Here is a 17,827-nt window from a genome sequence, read left to right on the forward strand (position 1 = left end):
CAGAGGCTAACCGGCGCGCCTGCCACCGGAGCGATTCACCCGACGGTCGACGGCCCGGGATCGGCCACCGCTTCCCCCTCGCGCACGGTCGCGAGCGCGCTCCGAACGCAATGGACCCAATGGTGCTCGTCCCCGAGCCTCGGGGTCAGGGCGAGCAGGGTGCGCTCGAACGCCACGGCGGCATCCGGAGCCGAGAGCAACCCGGCGTCGAGGCGGCACTGGTCGCGCCGGAAACCGGTCATCAGCGTGTCGGCGTGATCCGCACCGAGTTCGGCGGTCTCGGCCTCCAGGACCCGCTCGTACAGTTCCAGCGCCGCACCCTTGTCCCCGTGCGTGTGCAACATCCAGGCCAGGCAGAAGGTCGCGGTCCGGGTGATCTCGTCCCGGCCGCCCAGGATCTCGACATAGTGATCGACCGCGACGCGAAGCTCGTCTTGCGCCTCGCCGTGTCGCCCGAGATCGTCGAGCACGTGGGCGAGGGTGTGGCGTTCGGACAACACCCGGGAATCCCCGGGATCCACCGTGCGAAGCCGTTCCCGCAACACCGCGCGCATCTCCCGCACCGCGTCGGGCGCTCGGCCGCAACGGCGCAGGAGATCTCCCCGCTCGTGGCGCAGCGCCAGGGCGGACGCGGTCGTCGGCGTGTGCTCCTCATCGCTCCCGTCGAACCAGGCGAGGGCCCCGTCGATCATCGCGAGAGCGTCCGGGTAGCGCTCCTGTCGGGTGAGGTTGTTCGCCAGACAACGGGACAGGTCCCGGTACAGCGTCGTCTCCCGGCCTCCGGACGACTCCAAATCCGCCAGGACCGACCGGTATTCGGCCTCGGCCTCCGACCATCGTTCGGCGGCGTCCAGGGCGTGCGCCCTCCGATGTCGATTGTTCAGCGGCAGGAATCGGTGATTCTCCGGCGACAGGCTTTCCTCGCGCTCGATCGGCGCCCGATACTCCGCCCTGTCTCGGCCCTCTGCGTCGTTCGTGCTCGTGATCGGAGCGGCGAGCGCATCGTGGGTGATCAACGTGAACGGGTCGTTGGGCCCCAATACCCGGCGCCGGTCCGCCAGGACTTCCCGAAGCGCGGCCTCCACCTCGGCCTCGGACGTCCGACCACAGGCCCGGCGGGAGAGGACGACGTTGTGGCGGGTGATCAGTGTTTCCGGGTGATCCGAACCCTGGCAGGCGATTTGATGGGCCAATACATCCTCGTACTCGGCCAGTTCCTCCTCGCCGCCCAGCAGGCTGAGCGCCGCACGGTGGCGGATGGACAACCGCACCGGGTGGGTGGGGGAGAGGATCACGCCGCGCCGGAGCAGGAGCCGGGCCAAGTCGTCGTCACCGTCGAGGGAGGCGAAGTTGTAGAAGGTGTAGGTGCGCAATCCCGCCTTCAGCAACGCCGGTAGCGTCTCGCCGTCCTCGCCCTCGCTCTCGTCGACGTGGGGAGCCGCGGTGAGAGCCGCGACGATGTGCGGAGCCAGCAGCCTCCACCACGTCCAGTTGTCCGGTTGTTCGGGGGCGGGCACGGCACCCTGTTCCAGGATCCGCGCGACGGCGCGCCAGATCGCCGAGCGTTCCTTGCTCGGGCGATCGCCCAGCCGCAACGCATTGGCCTCCAGGACCAGGCGGTGGACGACCAGGCAGGGAATCGGCTCGTGCGCACCCGTCGCGCCGTGCGGTTCGATGTCGACGACATCGATCAGCCCGAGATCGACCAACGCCTCCAGGGCCCGGTCCGCGCGATCCCACTCGGGGTCGACCCCGGTCGGTTGCCCCACCACCTCCCGCAGCACGTCGGGATCCAAAAGCTCGACCGGGAACGGTACGGACGCACCACAGGACAGGATTCGCATCAGATGTCGGGCCTCGGGTAGCTGCTGCTCCTCCAGCAGATCCAGCGACATTTCCCAGGTGCGTCCCACCAGGCGTCGATGCAGGTGCTCCGTGTCGACATCCTCCGGCTGCCAGTGGCCGCCTTGGTCGAGGAACCCTGCCCCGGCCTCTCCCAGCGCCTCGGTGTACGCGGCGAAGCTTCGCAATCTGCCGTCCGGACGGTGGCCGCGGTGTCGCAGCAGTCCCGCACCGCGGGCCGAGCGAGCCAGGTAGGAGCCGGCCAACTTCAAGGCCAGTGGCAGTCCGTCGAGTCGCTCGGCGAGCACCAGCGCGTCCGCCGGAGTCCCCGCTGCCCCGGCGAGGTCCAACAGCACGTCCCGCCCGTCGGCGGAGGCCAACACCTCGACCCGATGGGTGTCCGCCTCCTGGCCCCAGACACCGGGGCTGCCGACCCTGGAGGTCACCACCGTCATGCCGGCCCGACCGGACCGCAGCCATCCGGTGCCGTCGCCGGGGACACCGTTCGCGGCGGCCAGCCACGCCGGCTGATCGGCGTTGTCGATCACCAACAGCCAGGGCTGCTCCGCCGTGTCCAATGCGTGCCATACCAGGTCCGTGGCGCTGGTCCGTCCCGACCACGCCGCCTCGACGGCCTCCGGTGCGGCGCCCAGTTCCCGGGCGATCTCCCGCATACCGGTGACCAGTCGATCGGAGGTGGAGGCGGACAACCAGAACACGCGATACCCGCGGTCCCGTGCGTGTCGGGCCAGGTCCAGCGCCAGCGTGGTCTTGCCGCAGCCGCCCATGCCGTACAGGATCTGGGGCCGGTTCTCGCCCTGCGCCAACCGGGTCCGCAGTAGCTCGACCACACCCTCGCGTCCGCGTACTCGAGGCGGAAGCTCCCCGTAGGGCGGGCGGATGGAGAAGGTGCCGGGCCCCGGTGGCGCGGATGGCGGCTCCTCCCGGGCTTCGCCGCCACCGCGCCCGTCGCCTCTGGCCGCGCGCTTTCGTTCCTCCACCGCGTCTCTGGCCGCCTCATGGGCGGTGGCCCAGGTCCCATCCGGCGCGACACCACACCCGCGCAACAGGGTGGCGATCGTCGGCCAGGTCGGGACACGTCTGGCGGTCAACGCATCCGAGATGGTGGAGCGCCCGATTCCGGTGGCGGCGGCCAACTCCCGCACGCCCACAAAGCCCGCGTGCCGGGCGGTGTTCCGGAGTCGCGCGGCCAGATCCCGCGCCGTGTCCGGTGCGTTGGTGTCCACTTCGCCGAAGCCCGACGCCATGTAGTACTCCCCCCAGCGGCCGCCTCCGAGCCTAGAGCGTGTCCGGAGCGGTGTCCGGTCGGACGTCCCGGCATCGCCGGGACGTCCGCAGTTCACGCAGGTCTGCGCGGTGCCGTCCGACCGCTGTCCGACGGCGCTTCGGGACGGCCCGCCGCCCGCCTACACAGGGGGCAGCGGCAGATGGCGCCGCAGCTACCCAGGGGAGTGGACGGACTCATGGAAATGCTCGTGGTGATGGCGGACTTCGTGAAGGCGCACGGTGGAGAGATGTCGGTGGGGCTGGGAGCGCTCCGACTCGCTCTCGACACGGCGCGTGGTATCCGGCTGGTGCATCGGCGGCGCCGCCGGGACATCGCCCGGTAGACCGCGAGACGTCCCGGCTGCTTCGCGGAGCGGCCGGGACCCCTCGGTTGTTGCGGTCCGGTCGGCAACGCCTACTCCGGCAAAGGGAGTTCGAACCAGACCGTCTTGCCGTGGCCGGCCTTTCGGCTGCCCCAGCGTTCGGCGAGTTGGTTGACCAGTTGCAGCCCGCGACCGCCCTCGTCGGTGTCGTCGGCCTCGCGCATGCGCGGGAGGGTGGTGCCCGCGTCGGCGACCTCGCACAGCAGCGCCCGGCCGCGCAGCAGGCGGAGCCGGATCGGGCCGGCGCCGTACCGGAGCGCGTTCGTGACCAGTTCGCTGACCAGCAGCTCGGTGATGTCGATCAGGGCGTCCAGGCCCCACTCGGTGAGGGTCTTGCGGCTCAGTTCCCGGGCGCGGGAGACCACGGCGGGTTCGGCCGGCAGCCACCACGAGGCCACCGAATCCTCGGCGAGCGCGTCCAGGCGGGCCACCAACAGGGCCACGTCGTCGAAGCCGGGCTCCTCGTGGACGTCGGCGAGGATCTGGTCGGCGATCCGCTCCAGGGTGTCCGGCGGCCCCGCCACGGCCTCGCACAACAGGTCGATGCCCACGTCCAGGGAGCGGTCCCGGGTCTCCACCAGACCGTCGGTGTACAGCACCAGCGTGCTGCCCGACTCGACCGTGAAATCACCCTGTTCGAAGCCGAGGCCGCCCACGCCCAGCACCGTGCCGGGCGGGTTGTCGATCACCCGAGGCCGCCCGCCCGCCGGTACCAGCACCGGCGGCATGTGGCCCGCGCTGGCGAACTCGCAGGTCCGTGCCACCGGGTCGTAGACCACGTAGACACACGTCGCGTAGTGCAACTCCCCGAGCCCCACCACGATGTCGTCCAGGTGCCCGAGCACCTCGGCCGGCGGCAGTTCCAGGCCCGCGAGCGTGCGCACCGCGGTGCGCAGTTGGCCCATCACCGCCGCCGCGTGCACGCCGTGCCCCATCACGTCGCCGACCACGAGCCCGATCCGCCCGCCGGACAGCGGGATCACGTCGTACCAGTCGCCGCCCACCTCGGTCACCGAACTGCCCGGCAGGTATCGGTGGGCGACCGAGATGCCCGGCAACTCCGGCAGGTTCTGCGGCAGCAGGCTGCGCTGGAGCATCACCGCGGTCTCCCGCTGGTGGTGGTACAGCCGCGCGTTGTCCACCGACACCGCCGCCCGCGCGCCCAGTTCGGTGGCCAGCGTCAGGTCGTCCGGATCGAACGAGGGCCGGCCCTCGCCGCGCCCGAGCAGCATCGTGCCGAGCACCACCCCGCGGGCGCTGAGCGGGACCACGATCATCGTGTGCAGACCCAGCGCCCGGGCGGCCTCGGCCCGGCCGGGGTCGTGGATCAGCTCGTCGTACATGTCGTCCTGCACATTGCGCATCAGGTACGACCCGCCCGTACGCAGGCAGCGGCCGAAGGTCGAGTCGGCCGCGTAGACCAGCGTGCTGCCCTGGTGGAGCAGCTCGTCGGTGTAGCGCCCCGGGCGGGCGCCGCGCGAGGCGACCCGTTGCAGGCGCGCCTTCTCGGCGTGCGCGCCGGGCGGGATCTCCTCGCCCCGCACGATCGCCTCCAGCAGGTCCACGGCGGCCAGGTCGGCGAAGCCGGGCACCACCGACGCGGTCAGCTCCTCGGCGATCCGAGGCACGTCCAAGGTGGCGCCGAGCCGGGTGCCGGCCTCGTTCAGCAGCGCGAGCCGCTTGCGCGCGGCGTCCACCTTGACCATCGCGTAGTGCCGCTCGGTCACGTCGATCAGCGAACAACTGATGCCCAGGATCCGGCCGCCCGGCGCCTCCAGCCGGTTGTACGACATCGACCACACGGTGCGCGGGGTGCCGTCGGTGGGGATCGGGCCGAAGATCCGCGAGTCGACCACCGGTTCGCCGGTCTCCAGGACCCGGAGCTGGATCGTGCGCACCCGCTCGGTGTCCATCCCGGGGCGGACCTCTTCGAGCCGGCGCCCGATGTGCTCCGCGACGGGCAGCCGGTTGATCGCGGCGAGCGCGTCGTTGACCGCGACGTAGCGCAGGTCGGCGTCGAAGATGCCCACGCCGATCGGCGACTGGTCGAAGAGCGCCTCGCGGATCGCCAGGTCGGCCTCGACCTTGCGCACCACCGTCGAGTCCATCGAGGTGATCAGGACGAAGCGGTTCCCGGCCAGGTCCTCGGCGAACGCCGAGCGCGATTCGACCGTGCACAGCGTGCCGTCGCCGCGGCGCATCGTGTACGAGCCGGCGAAGACGTCCGCGCCCGCGACCGCGTGTTCGGTGGCCGCCTGCTGCGCGGCGGTGAACGGCGGATGCATCAGGTCGACCGCGTTGGCGCCGAGGATGTCCTCGCGCCGATAGCCGAACAACTGCTCGGCGGCGGCGCTCCACATCACGATCCGGCCCTCGGCGTCCAGCACCCACGTGGCCGACGGGACGAGGTCGAACAGGGAACCGGGCACCGAGGAGCGCCGGGTCGGGTCCCCCGGATTCCGATCGGCTTCTGGGCGCTGCTCCATGGACGGCGGATTCCTTTGTCGCTGCTACTCCGGACCGTTTTCCCGGTTGATCACGTTCTCAAGCCCGGCCCCCGGGTACGGCCGAGCCGCCCCCGGACGCATCGCCGGCTGCCGTGCGTCCCGTGCGTCGTGCCCGTGCAATTCGATCGCGACCAGTTCGGCCGCCGGGCGATCCGGTGCCAGCCAGGCCAGGCCGGACACCTCGTCCGGACCCAGCCAGCGCAGCGCCGAGTGGTCCTGGAGCGCCCGAGGCTCGCCCGCGACCAGGTCGGCGAGCCACACATGCAGTACATACCCCCGGGCCAGCGGCCAGGCCCCGGGCAGTCGGCGAACCGGTCGCACGGTCGCGCCGAGCTCCTCGTGGCACTCGCGCACCAGCGCGGCGGACTCGCTCTCGCCCGGTTCGACCTTGCCGCCGGGGAACTCCCAACCCCCCGCCAACTCGGCCGGCGCGCTGCGGCACGCGGCCAGTACGCGTCCTCGGTGGAGGATCGCGGCGCCGACGACGATGCGGGTCCCGGTCATGGCGGACAACTCTACGTGCCGAGAGGTCGCCGCATGAGGCAACCTTTCACGGTTCGCGAGCGTCGGAGTTCGGAGACATGTTTCGCGCGGCGACGTATTTCCGCTGCGGCGCATTCACGGCTGCGAGATATTTACCGAAATGAACCGGATCCGGACCCGGATCGCCGAACGAGGGTGGGGTGGCTGTGGCGGGAATCCGGAGTGTGGATGTGCGAGTGGGCCGGATATTCACGGTGTTCGCCGCCGTCGCCGCGGTGCTCGCGGTGTTCGCGTTGGCCCGGCTGACCGCCCGCCAGACCGATCCGGGCGCGACCGCCGGGGCCGCCGCCGCGGACACCGGGTGCACCGGGCGGGACCGGCAGGGCTGGGTGACCGTCCCGGTGTCCTTCTCCGGCGAGACCTACCGGGTCCAGGCGTACGTCCCGCAGAGCTACGACGGCACCGCCCCGCGACCGCTGGTGCTCAACCTGCACGGCAGCAACAGCACCGGCCGGGCGCAGATGGCGATCACCGGGATGGGGGCGACCGCCGAGCGTTACGGCTTCGTCGTCGCGGTCCCGGAGGGCGGCCTGGGCTATCCCGGTTCGGCCGAGGGGCGGGCCTGGAACATCCCCGGCGTGCCGCTGTACGGCGGACATCCGGCCGCGGTCGGCGGCCGGGACGAGGTCGGGTTCGTCGGCGCCACCCTGGACGCGCTGGACCGCTCGTTGTGCCTGGACGATCGGCGCGTGTACGCGACCGGGTTCTCCGGCGGCGCCCGGATGACCTCGCTGCTCGGCTGCACGCTCAGTCGGCGGATAGCGGCCATCGCCCCGGTCGCGGGTCTGCGCGCGGACGGCACCGACGGCGCCCGGCCGGCGCCGTGTCGGCCGATCCGACCCGTCCCGGTGCTGACCTTCCACGGCCTGGCCGACCAGGCCAACCCGTACGAGGGCGGCATCGCGTCGCGCTGGACCTATCCGGTGACCGAGGCGGCGCGACGCTGGGCCACGATCGACGACTGTCCGAGCACGCCGGTGCGCACTCGGGTGTCCCGCCACGTCGAGCGCACCGCGTACACCGGCTGCGCGGGCGGCGCGGCGGTGATCCTGTACACGCAGTCCGACGCGGGGCACACCTGGCCGGGCGCGGCGGGCACCGAGGTGCGCGGGTTCGGCCGGATCAACCAGGAGATCTCGGCCGGTGAACTGATGTGGGCGTTCTTCGCCGAATACTCGCTCTGAGCGTGCCGGGCGGATTCGGCGAGGTGCGGGCAGGGGGACCCGCCGTCAGGACGTCGGCCGCAACCGGTCGAAGCCGCGCATGATCGCGCGATGTGCCGGGCGCTCCACCAACACCGTGAGCAGCCAGCCGAGCAGCACCGCGAGCACCGCCAACGCCAGCAGTTGCCCCGACGCGCCGACACCGTGGTCCTGCAGCCGACGCATCACCACGTAGCCGATCGACTGGTGCACCAGATACATCGCGTAGGTGATGCCGGCCGTCCACTGCGCGACCCGGCCCACCCACGCGGGCAGGAACCGGTCCCAGTCCGGGCCCAGCGCCGCGAGGCAGATCGCGCCGATGCCCAGTGCCAGCCCCACCGTCCAGGACGCGTGCCGGGTCTGGCACAGGTGCAGGAACGAGCACGAGCCGAGCAGGAACACCGCGTGCGGGCCGCGGATCCGGCCCCGCGACCACAGATGCACGCCGATGCCGGCCGCGAACAGGTGCACCCGATAGAGCCCGAACCCGTCGTAGAGCGTGCGGAACGCCTCCGATTGCAGGTGCAGCCGGATCGGCAGCAGGAGCAGTTCGAGGCACAACACCAGCCACAGCGTGCGTACCGTCCCGTCACCGTGCACCCGCCTGCTGCGCCACAGCGCGAAGATCGCGGTGAACCACAACAGTTGCAGCGGAATCGTCCAATAGGCCGCGTCCACATAGGTGTACGACTGCGGTTTCCAGTTCCACAACATGGCCAGATTGGCGAGCACGTCGGGCAGGCTCGGCGCGTACCAGCCCGGCGGCGCGCACAGCCGCAGGAACAGCGAGGTGCCCAGGACGCCGACCAGGAAGGCGGGCAACATCCGCGCCATCCGGCCCACCCACCAGCGCACCACGTCGCCCTTGCGCAGCGAGACCGCCGCGAAGTAGCCGGAGACGACCAGGAGCAGGCTCGCGCCCAACTGGTACGGGAAGACGAACGGCCGGGCGGCCAGTTCGGGATGCCACTGCCGGGCCAGGTAGGTGCCGTGGAACAACAACACCAGCGCCACGAAGGCCACCCGCAGCAGATCCCAGCTCACCCGGCGCCGCTTGGCGGGCCCCGATCGGCGGGAGGTGTCGCTTCCGGGCCGTTCCGCTGAGCTGAAGGGCATCCGACGTCTTCCCGTGGACGGCGTGGGCGGGCCGGGTCGAAGATCGGCTCCGACCAAGGACCCTATTACGCGCGCTTCGCCGCGCGGACCCAGGTGGATCACCGGCGGACCGCCCGTACGATGGATCCATGTCGTCAACCAGCCGCGTCCTGCTCGCCGCCCCCCGGGGCTACTGCGCGGGCGTCGACCGAGCCGTCGAGACCGTCGAGAAGGCCCTCGATCTGTACGGTGCGCCGGTATACGTGCGCAAGCAGATCGTGCACAACAAATACGTCGTCGAGACGCTGGAGAAGCGCGGCGCGATCTTCGTGGACGAGACGGCGGAGGTGCCCGAGGGCGCCACGGTCGTTTTCTCCGCCCACGGTGTGGCTCCCGTGGTGCACGAGGAGGCGGCGGCCCGTTCGCTGCGCACGATCGACGCCACGTGCCCGCTCGTGACGAAGGTGCACAAGGAGGCCGTGCGCTTCGCCGAGGAGGGCTACGACATCCTGCTGATCGGCCACGAGGGGCACGAGGAGGTGATCGGCACCGCCGGTGAGGCGCCCGATCACATCCACCTGGTGGACGGCCCCGAGGGCGTCGCGAACGTCGAGGTGCGCGACCCCTCCAGGGTGGCCTGGCTCTCCCAGACCACGCTGTCCGTGGACGAGACCGTCGCCACGGTCAAGGAGCTGCGCAAGAAGCTCCCGCTGCTGATCGACCCGCCGAGCGACGACATCTGCTACGCGACGCAGAACCGCCAGGTCGCGGTGAAGCAGATCGCCGCCGAGTCGGACCTGGTGATCGTGGTCGGCTCGACCAACTCCTCCAACTCGGTGCGCCTGGTCGAGGTCGCGCTGGAGGCGGGCGCCCGGGCGTCGTACCTGGTCGACTACGCGGAGGAGCTGAAGGACGAGTGGCTGGAGGGGGTCGGCACGGTCGGCGTCACCTCCGGCGCGTCGGTGCCCGAGGTGCTCGTGGACGGCGTGCTCGCGTGGCTGGCCGAGCGCGGCTTCGACGACGTGCACATCCACCGGTCGGTCGAGGAACGTTTGCAGTTCGCGCTGCCGCAGGAGCTGCGCCGGGACCTGCGCAACGGCTGAGCGGCTGGCGCGGGGTGGCGTGCGGGGCCTGTCCGAGGGATCGGACAGGCCCTTCGCCGTGCTCGGGCCCACCGGGTGGTCGGTCGCCGTCCTAGGGTTGGTCGGCCGCCCGGCGCTTGACCAGGGCGACGGCGCCGGCGAGGGCCGTACCGCCCCACAGCAGGCCCGCCTTGAAGGACAGCGCGGTGATCAGGTCCAGGCCCACCCGGGTCAGGTAACCCTCCTGGGAGTCGGCGCCCAGCAGCGTGCTCACGATCAGCACGGTCGCGGCGAACGCGATCGGCGGTGTGATGACCGCGGCGAGCCAGTCCCGGGCGCGCACCTTCCAGGCCACGAACACCGAGCTGATCAGGAACGCGAACCCGAACACGAAGCCCAGCCCGTCGGTCGCCAGGTGGTCCACGAGGCCGCCGAGCAGCGTGCCGCCGAAGCCGAACACGGCCGCGCCGGCGACGGTGAGGCCGCCACCGGACGGGCGGGAGCCGCCCGGGACGCCGTTCGCCCGCCGCGGCGGGACCGGGCGACGCGGTCGGGCCTGCGCCCGGGCGGGCCGATGCTCGCTCCGGTCCCGGGCCTGCTCGCCGCCGGCCCCCGGCGGTTCGGGCGGCGGCGGGGTGGACGGGTCGGGTCGACGGCGCACGGCCTCACCTCGTCCCGGTGCCGGCACGGGAGGCCGTTTCGGTGGGTTCCGGGTCGGTACGGGACGCGCTCCCGCTCGGCTGCGCTGTTCCATTGACCCAAGGTATTGCCGCATCGCGGTCAAACCCGTCCAAGAACACGAAAAACCTCACCCCGTCCGTGTCGAATCGTCCGCCCGGTCGCTGCTCACCTCGTCCTCGACCGATCCGTTTCCTGCCCCGATTCCTCGGGGTTCACCAGGGAGGACGCTCGTTCGGTCGGGATTGGTGGCGGTCGCGGGCGACGAATTCGGGTGGGGTCGGGGTCCGGGGGTCACACCTGGGCGCCGCTTTCCACCAGATCCACCGTGCGGACCACCTCGTCGGTGCTCCGCACATGCACCGTGATGCCCCGCAAGGCGGCGTATCGGCGCAGGTCGACGGCCAGGTACGGCAGCATGGCCTGGTCCAGGAAGTTGATCGTGTGCTGCTTCCGGACGCCGAGGCGCATCGTGCAGCGCACCACCGCGTAGCTCGGGGTGTCACCGCCGTTCACCTTGAGCTTGACCTCGACCGCGGCGATCTCCTCCCAGCGCAGGCCGCGGGTGCGGAACAGGCCGTGGAAGACCAGGCCCTGCGGACCGATGGACAGCTTGCGGTACTGGTAGAGCGCGAAGCCGAGGAACATGAAGAGGCAGAGCCCGCCGTAGAGCGCGAAGGCCGCGCCGGTGGGCAGCCCGAGGCCCGCCACGTCGAAGAAGCCGATCGCGATCGGGATGAACGCGGTGAGCAACAGGATCCGCATGGGCTTGGACTCCCACAGGACACCGTCTATCAGCGGCCTGCGGTTGTGGCTGGTGTTCGAGGTGCGGCTCATCGATGTCCCCGTCGTTGAGTGGCCGGCGTACGAAACCAGGGATGCTACTGGCCACAGGCCACCACCTACACTTTCCACAGGCGCTTGTATGTCCGCAGCGCGCCACATCCAACGCCGAGAAGCCAGGGAATCCAGTTGTCGCTCACCATCGGAATCGTCGGCCTGCCCAACGTCGGCAAGTCGACGCTCTTCAACGCCCTGACCAAGAACGACGTGCTCGCGGCGAACTACCCGTTCGCGACCATCGAGCCGAACGTGGGCGTGGTGGGCGTGCCGGACCCGCGTCTGGACAAGCTGGCCGAGATCTTCGGATCGGCCAAGAAGATCCCGGCGACGGTCGACTTCGTGGACATCGCCGGCATCGTGCGCGGCGCCTCCGAGGGTGAGGGCCTGGGCAACAAGTTCCTCGCCAACATTCGCGAGTCGGACGCGATCTGCCAGGTCATCCGGGTCTTCACCGACCCGGACGTGGTGCACGTCGACGGCAAGATCTCGCCGGTCGACGACAAGGAGATCATCGAGACCGAGTTGATCCTGGCCGACCTGCAGACGATCGAGAAGGTCCTGCCGCGTCTGCAGAAGGACTCGCGCCTGCAGAAGGACAAGGTCGCGGTGGCCGCCGCCGTGGAGAAGGCCAAGGCGGTGCTGGAGGCGGGCACCACGGTCTTCGCCGCCGGTCTGGACCCCGAGCCGCTGCGCGAGCTGCACCTGCTCACCGCGAAGCCGTTCCTGTACGTCTTCAACGTCGACGAGGACGAGCTGGTCAACGAGGAGCTCAAGGCCGAGCTGCGCGAGCTGGTCGCGCCGGCCGAGGCGATCTTCCTGGACGCCAAGATCGAGTCCGAGCTGATCGAGCTGGACGAGGCCGAGGCCCTGGAACTGTTGCAGAGCCTGGGCCAGGAGGAATCCGGCCTGTCGATCCTGGCCCGGGTCGGCTTCGACACCCTGGGCCTGCAGACCTACCTCACGGCCGGCCCCAAGGAGGCCCGCGCCTGGACGGTCGCCAAGGGCGCCACCGCCCCCGAGGCTGCCGGCGTGATCCACACCGACTTCCAGCGCGGCTTCATCAAGGCCGAGGTGATCGGCTTCGACGACCTGGTCGAAACCGGCAGCCGCACCGAGGCCCGCACCAAGGGCAAGGCCCGCATGGAGGGCAAGGACTACATCATGCAGGACGGCGACGTGGTGGAGTTCCGCTTCAACGTGTGAACCGGGCCGCCGTCACGCGCCGCGTGACGCGTGGAGCGGGCGGGTCGGCAGGGGTCGGGCTCCGGTGGGCCCGACCCCTGCCGGCGAGCGCCGCACCGGCATCCGCGCGGGCCGACGATTTTCGGCCGGCGGTCAGTCCCCGGACCCCCGTCGCCGGATCTTGTTGCCCAGCCAGACCAGCGGGTCGTATTTGCGGTCCGCCACGCGCTCCTTCATCGGGATCAGCGCGTTGTCGGTGATGTGGATGTTCTCCGGGCACACGTCCGTACAACACTTGGTGATGTTGCACAGGCCCAGGCCGTGCTCGTCCTGGGCGGCCTCCTGGCGGTCCGCGACGTCCAGGGGGTGCATGTCCAGCTCGGCGATCCGCATCAGGAAGCGCGGGCCGGAGAAGGCCGGCTTGTTGTCCTCGAAGTCTCGGATGACGTGGCAGGTGTTCTGGCACAGGAAACACTCGATGCACTTGCGGAACTCCTGCGAGCGTTCCACGTCGACCTGCTGCATCCGGTACTCGCCCGGCTTCAGGTCCGCCGGCGGCGTGAACGAGGGCACCTGCCGGGCCTTGGCGTAGTTGAACGACACGTCGGTGACCAGGTCGCGGATCACCGGGAAGGTGCGCATCGGGGTGACCGTGACCACCTCCTCCGGCGCGAACGTGCTCATCCGCGTCATACACAACAGCCGGGGTCGGCCGTTGATCTCGGCGCTGCACGAACCACACTTGCCCGCCTTGCAGTTCCAGCGCACCGCGAGATCCGGTGCCTGGGTGGCCTGGAGGCGGTGGATGATGTCGAGGACGACCTCGCCCTCGTTCACCTCGACCTTGAAGTCGCGCAGTTCGCCGCCGTCGACGTCGCCGCGCCAGATGCGAAAGTCCGCCTTGTAGGACATCAGCCGTCCTCCCCGGGAAGTTCTGCGTCGGTCAGGTACTTCTTCAGCTCGTCGCGCTCGAAGAGCTCGATCAGGTCGGCGCGCATCGGCACGGCCTCGCTCCGGGTCAGCGTCACGGACAGGTGTTCCGCGTCCGGGTCGACGATCGAGCACGCGAGTACCACCCGACGCCACTCGGCCGACATCACCGGGAAGTCGTCACGGGTGTGCCCGCCGCGGCTCTCCTCGCGCTCCAGCGCCGAGCGCGCCACGCACTCGCAGACCAACAACATGTTCCGCAGATCCAGGGCCAGATGCCAGCCCGGGTTGTACTGCCGATGGCCCTCCACGCCGGCCTTGGCCGCGCGGGCCTTGAGCTCCTCCAGGCGGGTCAGCGCCTCGGCCATCTCGCCTTCCCGGCGGATGATGCCGACCAGGTCGTTCATCGTCTGCTGGAGCTCCTGGTGGACCGTGTACGGGTTCTCCGCGCTCTCCACGGCGAACGGCGCCAGCGCCTCGGCGGCGGCGGCGTCGAGCTGCTCCTGGGGGGCCTCGCGCCGCTCCTCGCCCAACTCCTCGGCGTAGCGCGCCGCGTGCTCGCCCGCGCGCCGGCCGAAGACCAGCAGGTCGGACAGCGAGTTGCCGCCGAGCCGATTGCTGCCGTGCATGCCGCCGGCGACCTCACCTGCCGCGTACAGGCCGAGCACGCCCGGCGTGGCCGCGGTGTCCGGGTCCACCGCGATCCCGCCCATCACGTAGTGGCAGGTGGGCCCGACCTCCATCGCCTCGGCGGTGATGTCCACGTCGGCCAGTTCCTTGAACTGGTGGTACATCGAAGGCAGTTTGCGGCGGATCTCCTCGGTGCCGCCCGCCATCCGGCCGACCACGGTCAGGAACACCCCGCCGTGCGGCGAGCCGCGGCCCGCCTTGACCTCGGAGTTGATCGCGCGCGCCACCTCGTCCCGCGGCAGCAGCTCGGGCGGGCGCTTGTTGTTCTCCTGGTCGGTGTACCAACGATCGCCCTCGGCCTCGGACTTCGCGTACTTCTCCTTGAACACGTCCGGGATGTAGTCGAACATGAAGCGCTTGCCCTCGGAGTTGAGCAGCACCCCGCCGTCGCCGCGCACCGATTCGGTGACCAGGATGCCCTTCACCGACGGCGGCCAGACCATGCCGGTCGGGTGGAACTGGACGAACTCCATGTTGATCAGCGGCGCTCCCGCGAGCAACGCGAGGGCCTGCCCGTCGCCGGTGTACTCCCACGAGTTCGAGGTCACCTTGAAGCCCTTGCCGATCCCGCCCGTGGCGAGCACGACGGCGGGTGCGTCGAAGACGGTGAAGCGGCCCGACTCGCGCCAGTAGCCGAACGCCCCGGTGATGCGATTGCCGGTGTCCGAACCGGCGTCCGGGACGGTCAACAGGCGGGTGACGGTGCACTCCTGGAAGACCTTCAGCCGCGCCTCGGGGTCGCCGAACTCGCGCTCGTCCTGCTGTTGCAGGGCGACGATCTGCTGCTGGAGGGTGCGGATCAGTTCCAACCCGGTGCGGTCGCCGACGTGCGCCAGGCGCGGGTACTCGTGGCCGCCGAAGTTGCGCTGGCTGATCCGACCGTCCGCGGTGCGGTCGAACAGCGCGCCCCACGACTCCAACTCCCAGACCCGGTCCGGGGCTTCCTTGGCGTGCAGTTCGGCCATCCGCCAGTGGTTGAGGAACTTGCCGCCACGCATCGTGTCGCGGAAGTGCACCTTCCAACTGTCCTGCGAGTTCACGTTGCCCATCGAGGCGGCGATGCCACCCTCGGCCATCACCGTATGGGCCTTGCCGAACAGCGACTTGCAGACGACGGCGGTGCGCATGCCACGCATGCGGGCCTCGATTGCGGCCCGCAACCCGGCGCCGCCCGCGCCGATCACGACCACGTCGTACGAATGACGTTCCACTTCGGACACGAGGGCAACTCCTGTACTGGGCTGGGCAGGTGTACTGGGTCGGGCAGGTGCGCCGGCTTCGGGGGGCGAGCCGGTACTCAGAAGAAGCGAGGGTCGTCGAAGGCGCCGCTCGCGACCAGGTACACGTACAGATCGGCCAGCGCGACGCTGAACAGCGAGGCCCAGGCCAGCTCCATGTGCCGACCGTTGAGCCGGCTGACCAGGCCCCAGAAGCGGTAGCGCACCGGGTGCTTGGAGAAGTGCTTGAGCTTGCCGCCGACGATGTGCCGGCACGAGTGGCAGGAGAGCGTGTACGCCCAGATCAGCAGCACGTTCGCGAGCAGCACCAGGGTGCCGAGCCCCATGTGCCCCCAGGCGCCGTGCTCGTCGCGGAACGCGATCAGCACGTCCCAGGACAGGATCACCGCCACCACGCCGGCGAAGTAGAAGAAGTAGCGGTGGATGTTCTGCATGATCAGCGGGAACCGGGTCTCGCCCGAGTAACTGCCGCGCGGCTCGGGGACGGCGCACGCCGACGGCGACGCCCAGAAGCCCCGGTAGTACGCCTTGCGGTAGTAGTAGCAGGTCAGCCGGAAGCCCAGCGGGAAGATCAGGATCAGCAGGGCCGGGGACAGCCCCCACCAGTCGCCGAACAGCGGCGCGTTGGCGCTCATCGGCATGCTGTCGCAACGGGACGCCAGACACGGCGAGTAGAACGGCGACACGTACGGCTCGGCGAAGTAGTCGTCGTTCGCGAACGCGCGCCAGGTCGAGTAGACGATGAACGCGGACAGGATGCCCACCGTCACCGCCGGCGAGAGCCACCAGCGGTCGGTGCGCAGATGTCGGGCCCGGATGTGGGCCCGGCCGGGTGCGTTGGTGCCGGTACCGCCGGTTGGTCCCGTCGTCCCTGTGGCCAAGACGTCACCTTCCTGTCCGGCGGGGCGGGCGCATGCCGCCCACACCTTCGTCGTCCGCGTCCGCGAAGAGGATCGGGTCGTAAGGCAGGTCGGACATCACTTCGACCGGCGTCGGGACGGGAGCGACGGCCGGTTCGCTCTCGGCGACCGTCTCGGCCAGGAAGCCGAGGCTGGTTCGTGCCCGTTCCACGTCGTCGCTGAGTCTGCGGACGCCGTACGTGTCGCCGAGCGTGCGGCGCAGAGTGCGCACCGCGCGTGCCAGATTGTCGAGCCTGCGCCTGGCTTCGGCCAGGTCCTCGTGCGCCCGAGTCGTCAAGATCGCGCTCACCTCCTGTTTTTCCGGCGCCACGTCGTCGGGGGCCGGGGGATGGGGTGGTGTTGCGGACTTGCCATTGATTCCCGAGGTGGGAACTTCGGCAGTCTGGCGCGAACGATCAATCGAAGGAAAGTGTTTCGCGGATCTGATGGGTCACAGATCGGGAAAACATGATCAACGAAACAAAGATCACCGGAATTCGATCTTCGAGAAGCAAGATCGAATTCCGGTGATCAGGGCGAACGGCGTTCGAGGTGTTCGACCGCGCTCGGGAAATTCGAGGTTTAACGATCTTCGGGGCGCAATGTGGCGGCCGGGCTGGATTCCACCCGGGCGCGGGTCGCGCCGATGCGCGGACGGCCCGGAAGGACTCCCTCTGCTTCGACGAGCGCCGCGCGCGCGGCGGTGATGTCGCCCTCGGCGCAGACACACAGGGCGAAAGTGCACAACGCGTCGGCGTACCCGGCGCGGGACGACCGCTTTTCGGTTTCGACCAGGCGTTTGGCGGCCCGTACCGCCTTCGCCGCGTTTCCGTGCAACACCATCAGCAGCGGTTCGTCGTCCTCGGCCTCGAAGCGGATGGTCGCGCCCGAGGGGTGCGTGTACGAATCACCGGGTTTGCGCAGTGCCTCCTCGGCGGCGGCCAGATTGTCCGCGAGCGGCACCGTGCCCATGATCAGCGCCTGCACCATGACCTCGCCGAACAGCGCGCGGCCGGTGTCCCAGGCCGGATGGCTGGGGCCGATCCGGTCCAGATAGGCCCGGGCGACCGCCGCGGCGGCCGCGTCGTCGGCGTGCGCCTCCAGGGCCTGGACTCGCGCGAAAGTGCGATAGGGCTCACTTTCGGGCCCCTCCGGGATGAGATCGGCCAATTGTTCGACCATCGCGACATCCCCGTCGCGATACGCCTCGGTGGCCCGCTCGTAGAGCAGCCGGGCCCGCCCCGCCGGGGTGCCCTGGTCGGACGGTGGGGGCGTCGCGTCGGCCCCCATATCGGAAGGAACGGGCCCAAAGGTCCCGTCCGGCCGGTCGGCGGCCCGCCTGGACCACCGCTTGCGGATGCGCTCGTTGAAGGACTCGCCAGACTCGCTCACACCTACGGATTGTGCCCTGTGGACCCCTCGA

At 70.3% G+C, this 17,827-nt stretch carries 15 protein-coding genes; 4 read left to right on the forward strand and 11 right to left on the reverse strand.

The genetic code is table 11. The annotated features are described in order from the left end of the window. Positions 1-35: 35 nt before the first annotated feature. Positions 36-3,110 (reverse strand): tetratricopeptide repeat protein, encoded by a 3,075-nt coding sequence (locus tag ABZ374_RS24730; RefSeq protein ID WP_360314557.1) that lies wholly within the window; start codon positions 3,108-3,110, stop codon positions 36-38. Between the two features lie 216 nt (positions 3,111-3,326). Here ABZ374_RS24730 and ABZ374_RS24735 point away from each other — a divergent pair, with 216 nt between their 5' ends. Then, positions 3,327-3,473, forward strand: coding sequence for a hypothetical protein (locus tag ABZ374_RS24735; RefSeq protein WP_360314559.1), 147 nt, complete (start codon positions 3,327-3,329; stop codon positions 3,471-3,473). A gap of 71 nt (positions 3,474-3,544) precedes the next feature. On the opposite strand, the gene ABZ374_RS24740 is transcribed toward ABZ374_RS24735, so the two are convergent. Then, positions 3,545-5,998 (reverse strand): SpoIIE family protein phosphatase, encoded by a 2,454-nt coding sequence (locus tag ABZ374_RS24740; RefSeq protein WP_360314561.1) that lies wholly within the window; start codon positions 5,996-5,998, stop codon positions 3,545-3,547. A 24-nt stretch (positions 5,999-6,022) separates the two neighbouring features. After that, entirely contained in the window at positions 6,023-6,523 is a 501-nt protein-coding gene (locus tag ABZ374_RS24745; RefSeq protein ID WP_360314563.1) for a (deoxy)nucleoside triphosphate pyrophosphohydrolase, read from the reverse strand. A 215-nt stretch (positions 6,524-6,738) separates the two neighbouring features. Here ABZ374_RS24745 and ABZ374_RS24750 point away from each other — a divergent pair, with 215 nt between their 5' ends. Further along, positions 6,739-7,746, forward strand: coding sequence for a PHB depolymerase family esterase (locus tag ABZ374_RS24750; RefSeq protein WP_360314565.1), 1,008 nt, complete (start codon positions 6,739-6,741; stop codon positions 7,744-7,746). A 45-nt stretch (positions 7,747-7,791) separates the two neighbouring features. On the opposite strand, the gene ABZ374_RS24755 is transcribed toward ABZ374_RS24750, so the two are convergent. After that, positions 7,792-8,883 carry an acyltransferase family protein gene (locus ABZ374_RS24755; protein ID WP_360314567.1) on the reverse strand — a complete coding sequence of 364 codons (1,092 nt, stop codon included), beginning with the start codon at positions 8,881-8,883 and terminating at the stop codon, positions 7,792-7,794. A gap of 128 nt (positions 8,884-9,011) precedes the next feature. Between ABZ374_RS24755 and ABZ374_RS24760 the strand changes: the two genes are divergently transcribed. Further along, positions 9,012-9,965, forward strand: a complete 954-nt coding sequence (locus tag ABZ374_RS24760; protein WP_360314569.1) for a 4-hydroxy-3-methylbut-2-enyl diphosphate reductase — start codon at positions 9,012-9,014, stop codon at positions 9,963-9,965. A gap of 91 nt (positions 9,966-10,056) precedes the next feature. On the opposite strand, the gene ABZ374_RS24765 is transcribed toward ABZ374_RS24760, so the two are convergent. Together ABZ374_RS24765 and ABZ374_RS24770 are read right to left on the reverse strand one after the other, a co-directional pair. Further along, positions 10,057-10,605 (reverse strand): DUF6542 domain-containing protein, encoded by a 549-nt coding sequence (locus tag ABZ374_RS24765; RefSeq protein ID WP_360314571.1) that lies wholly within the window; start codon positions 10,603-10,605, stop codon positions 10,057-10,059. A 311-nt stretch (positions 10,606-10,916) separates the two neighbouring features. Next, positions 10,917-11,459: a hypothetical protein gene (locus ABZ374_RS24770; protein ID WP_360314573.1), complete on the reverse strand. Its 543-nt coding sequence runs from the start codon at positions 11,457-11,459 to the stop codon at positions 10,917-10,919. Between the two features lie 135 nt (positions 11,460-11,594). On the opposite strand from ABZ374_RS24770, the gene ychF reads away from it, so the two are divergent. Then, positions 11,595-12,668 (forward strand): redox-regulated ATPase YchF, encoded by a 1,074-nt coding sequence (gene ychF / locus ABZ374_RS24775; RefSeq protein ID WP_360314575.1) that lies wholly within the window; start codon positions 11,595-11,597, stop codon positions 12,666-12,668. Positions 12,669-12,800: 132 nt separating this feature from the next. Here ychF and ABZ374_RS24780 read toward each other — a convergent pair whose 3' ends face one another. The 5 genes from ABZ374_RS24780 to ABZ374_RS24800 all read right to left on the reverse strand — a co-directional run bounded on the left by ABZ374_RS24780 (position 12,801) and on the right by ABZ374_RS24800 (position 17,694). After that, the gene (locus tag ABZ374_RS24780) at positions 12,801-13,559 is read right to left on the reverse strand and encodes a succinate dehydrogenase/fumarate reductase iron-sulfur subunit (protein WP_360314577.1); all 759 of its coding nucleotides are present in this window, start codon (positions 13,557-13,559) and stop codon (positions 12,801-12,803) included. After that, positions 13,559-15,487, reverse strand: coding sequence for a fumarate reductase/succinate dehydrogenase flavoprotein subunit (locus ABZ374_RS24785; protein ID WP_360314579.1), 1,929 nt, complete (start codon positions 15,485-15,487; stop codon positions 13,559-13,561). The genes ABZ374_RS24780 and ABZ374_RS24785 overlap by 1 nt, the downstream gene beginning before the upstream one ends. Positions 15,488-15,564: 77 nt before the next feature. Beyond that, positions 15,565-16,386, reverse strand: a complete 822-nt coding sequence (locus tag ABZ374_RS24790) for a hypothetical protein (protein ID WP_360314581.1) — start codon at positions 16,384-16,386, stop codon at positions 15,565-15,567. Positions 16,387-16,390: 4 nt separating this feature from the next. Continuing rightward, positions 16,391-16,714: a hypothetical protein gene (locus tag ABZ374_RS24795; protein WP_360314583.1), complete on the reverse strand. Its 324-nt coding sequence runs from the start codon at positions 16,712-16,714 to the stop codon at positions 16,391-16,393. Positions 16,715-16,986: 272 nt separating this feature from the next. After that, positions 16,987-17,694 carry a hypothetical protein gene (locus ABZ374_RS24800; protein WP_360314585.1) on the reverse strand — a complete coding sequence of 236 codons (708 nt, stop codon included), beginning with the start codon at positions 17,692-17,694 and terminating at the stop codon, positions 16,987-16,989. Positions 17,695-17,827: the final 133 nt, after the last annotated feature.

The organism is Embleya sp. NPDC005971 (genome assembly GCF_040629175.1).
Taxonomy (GTDB): Bacteria; Actinomycetota; Actinomycetes; order Streptomycetales; family Streptomycetaceae; genus Embleya.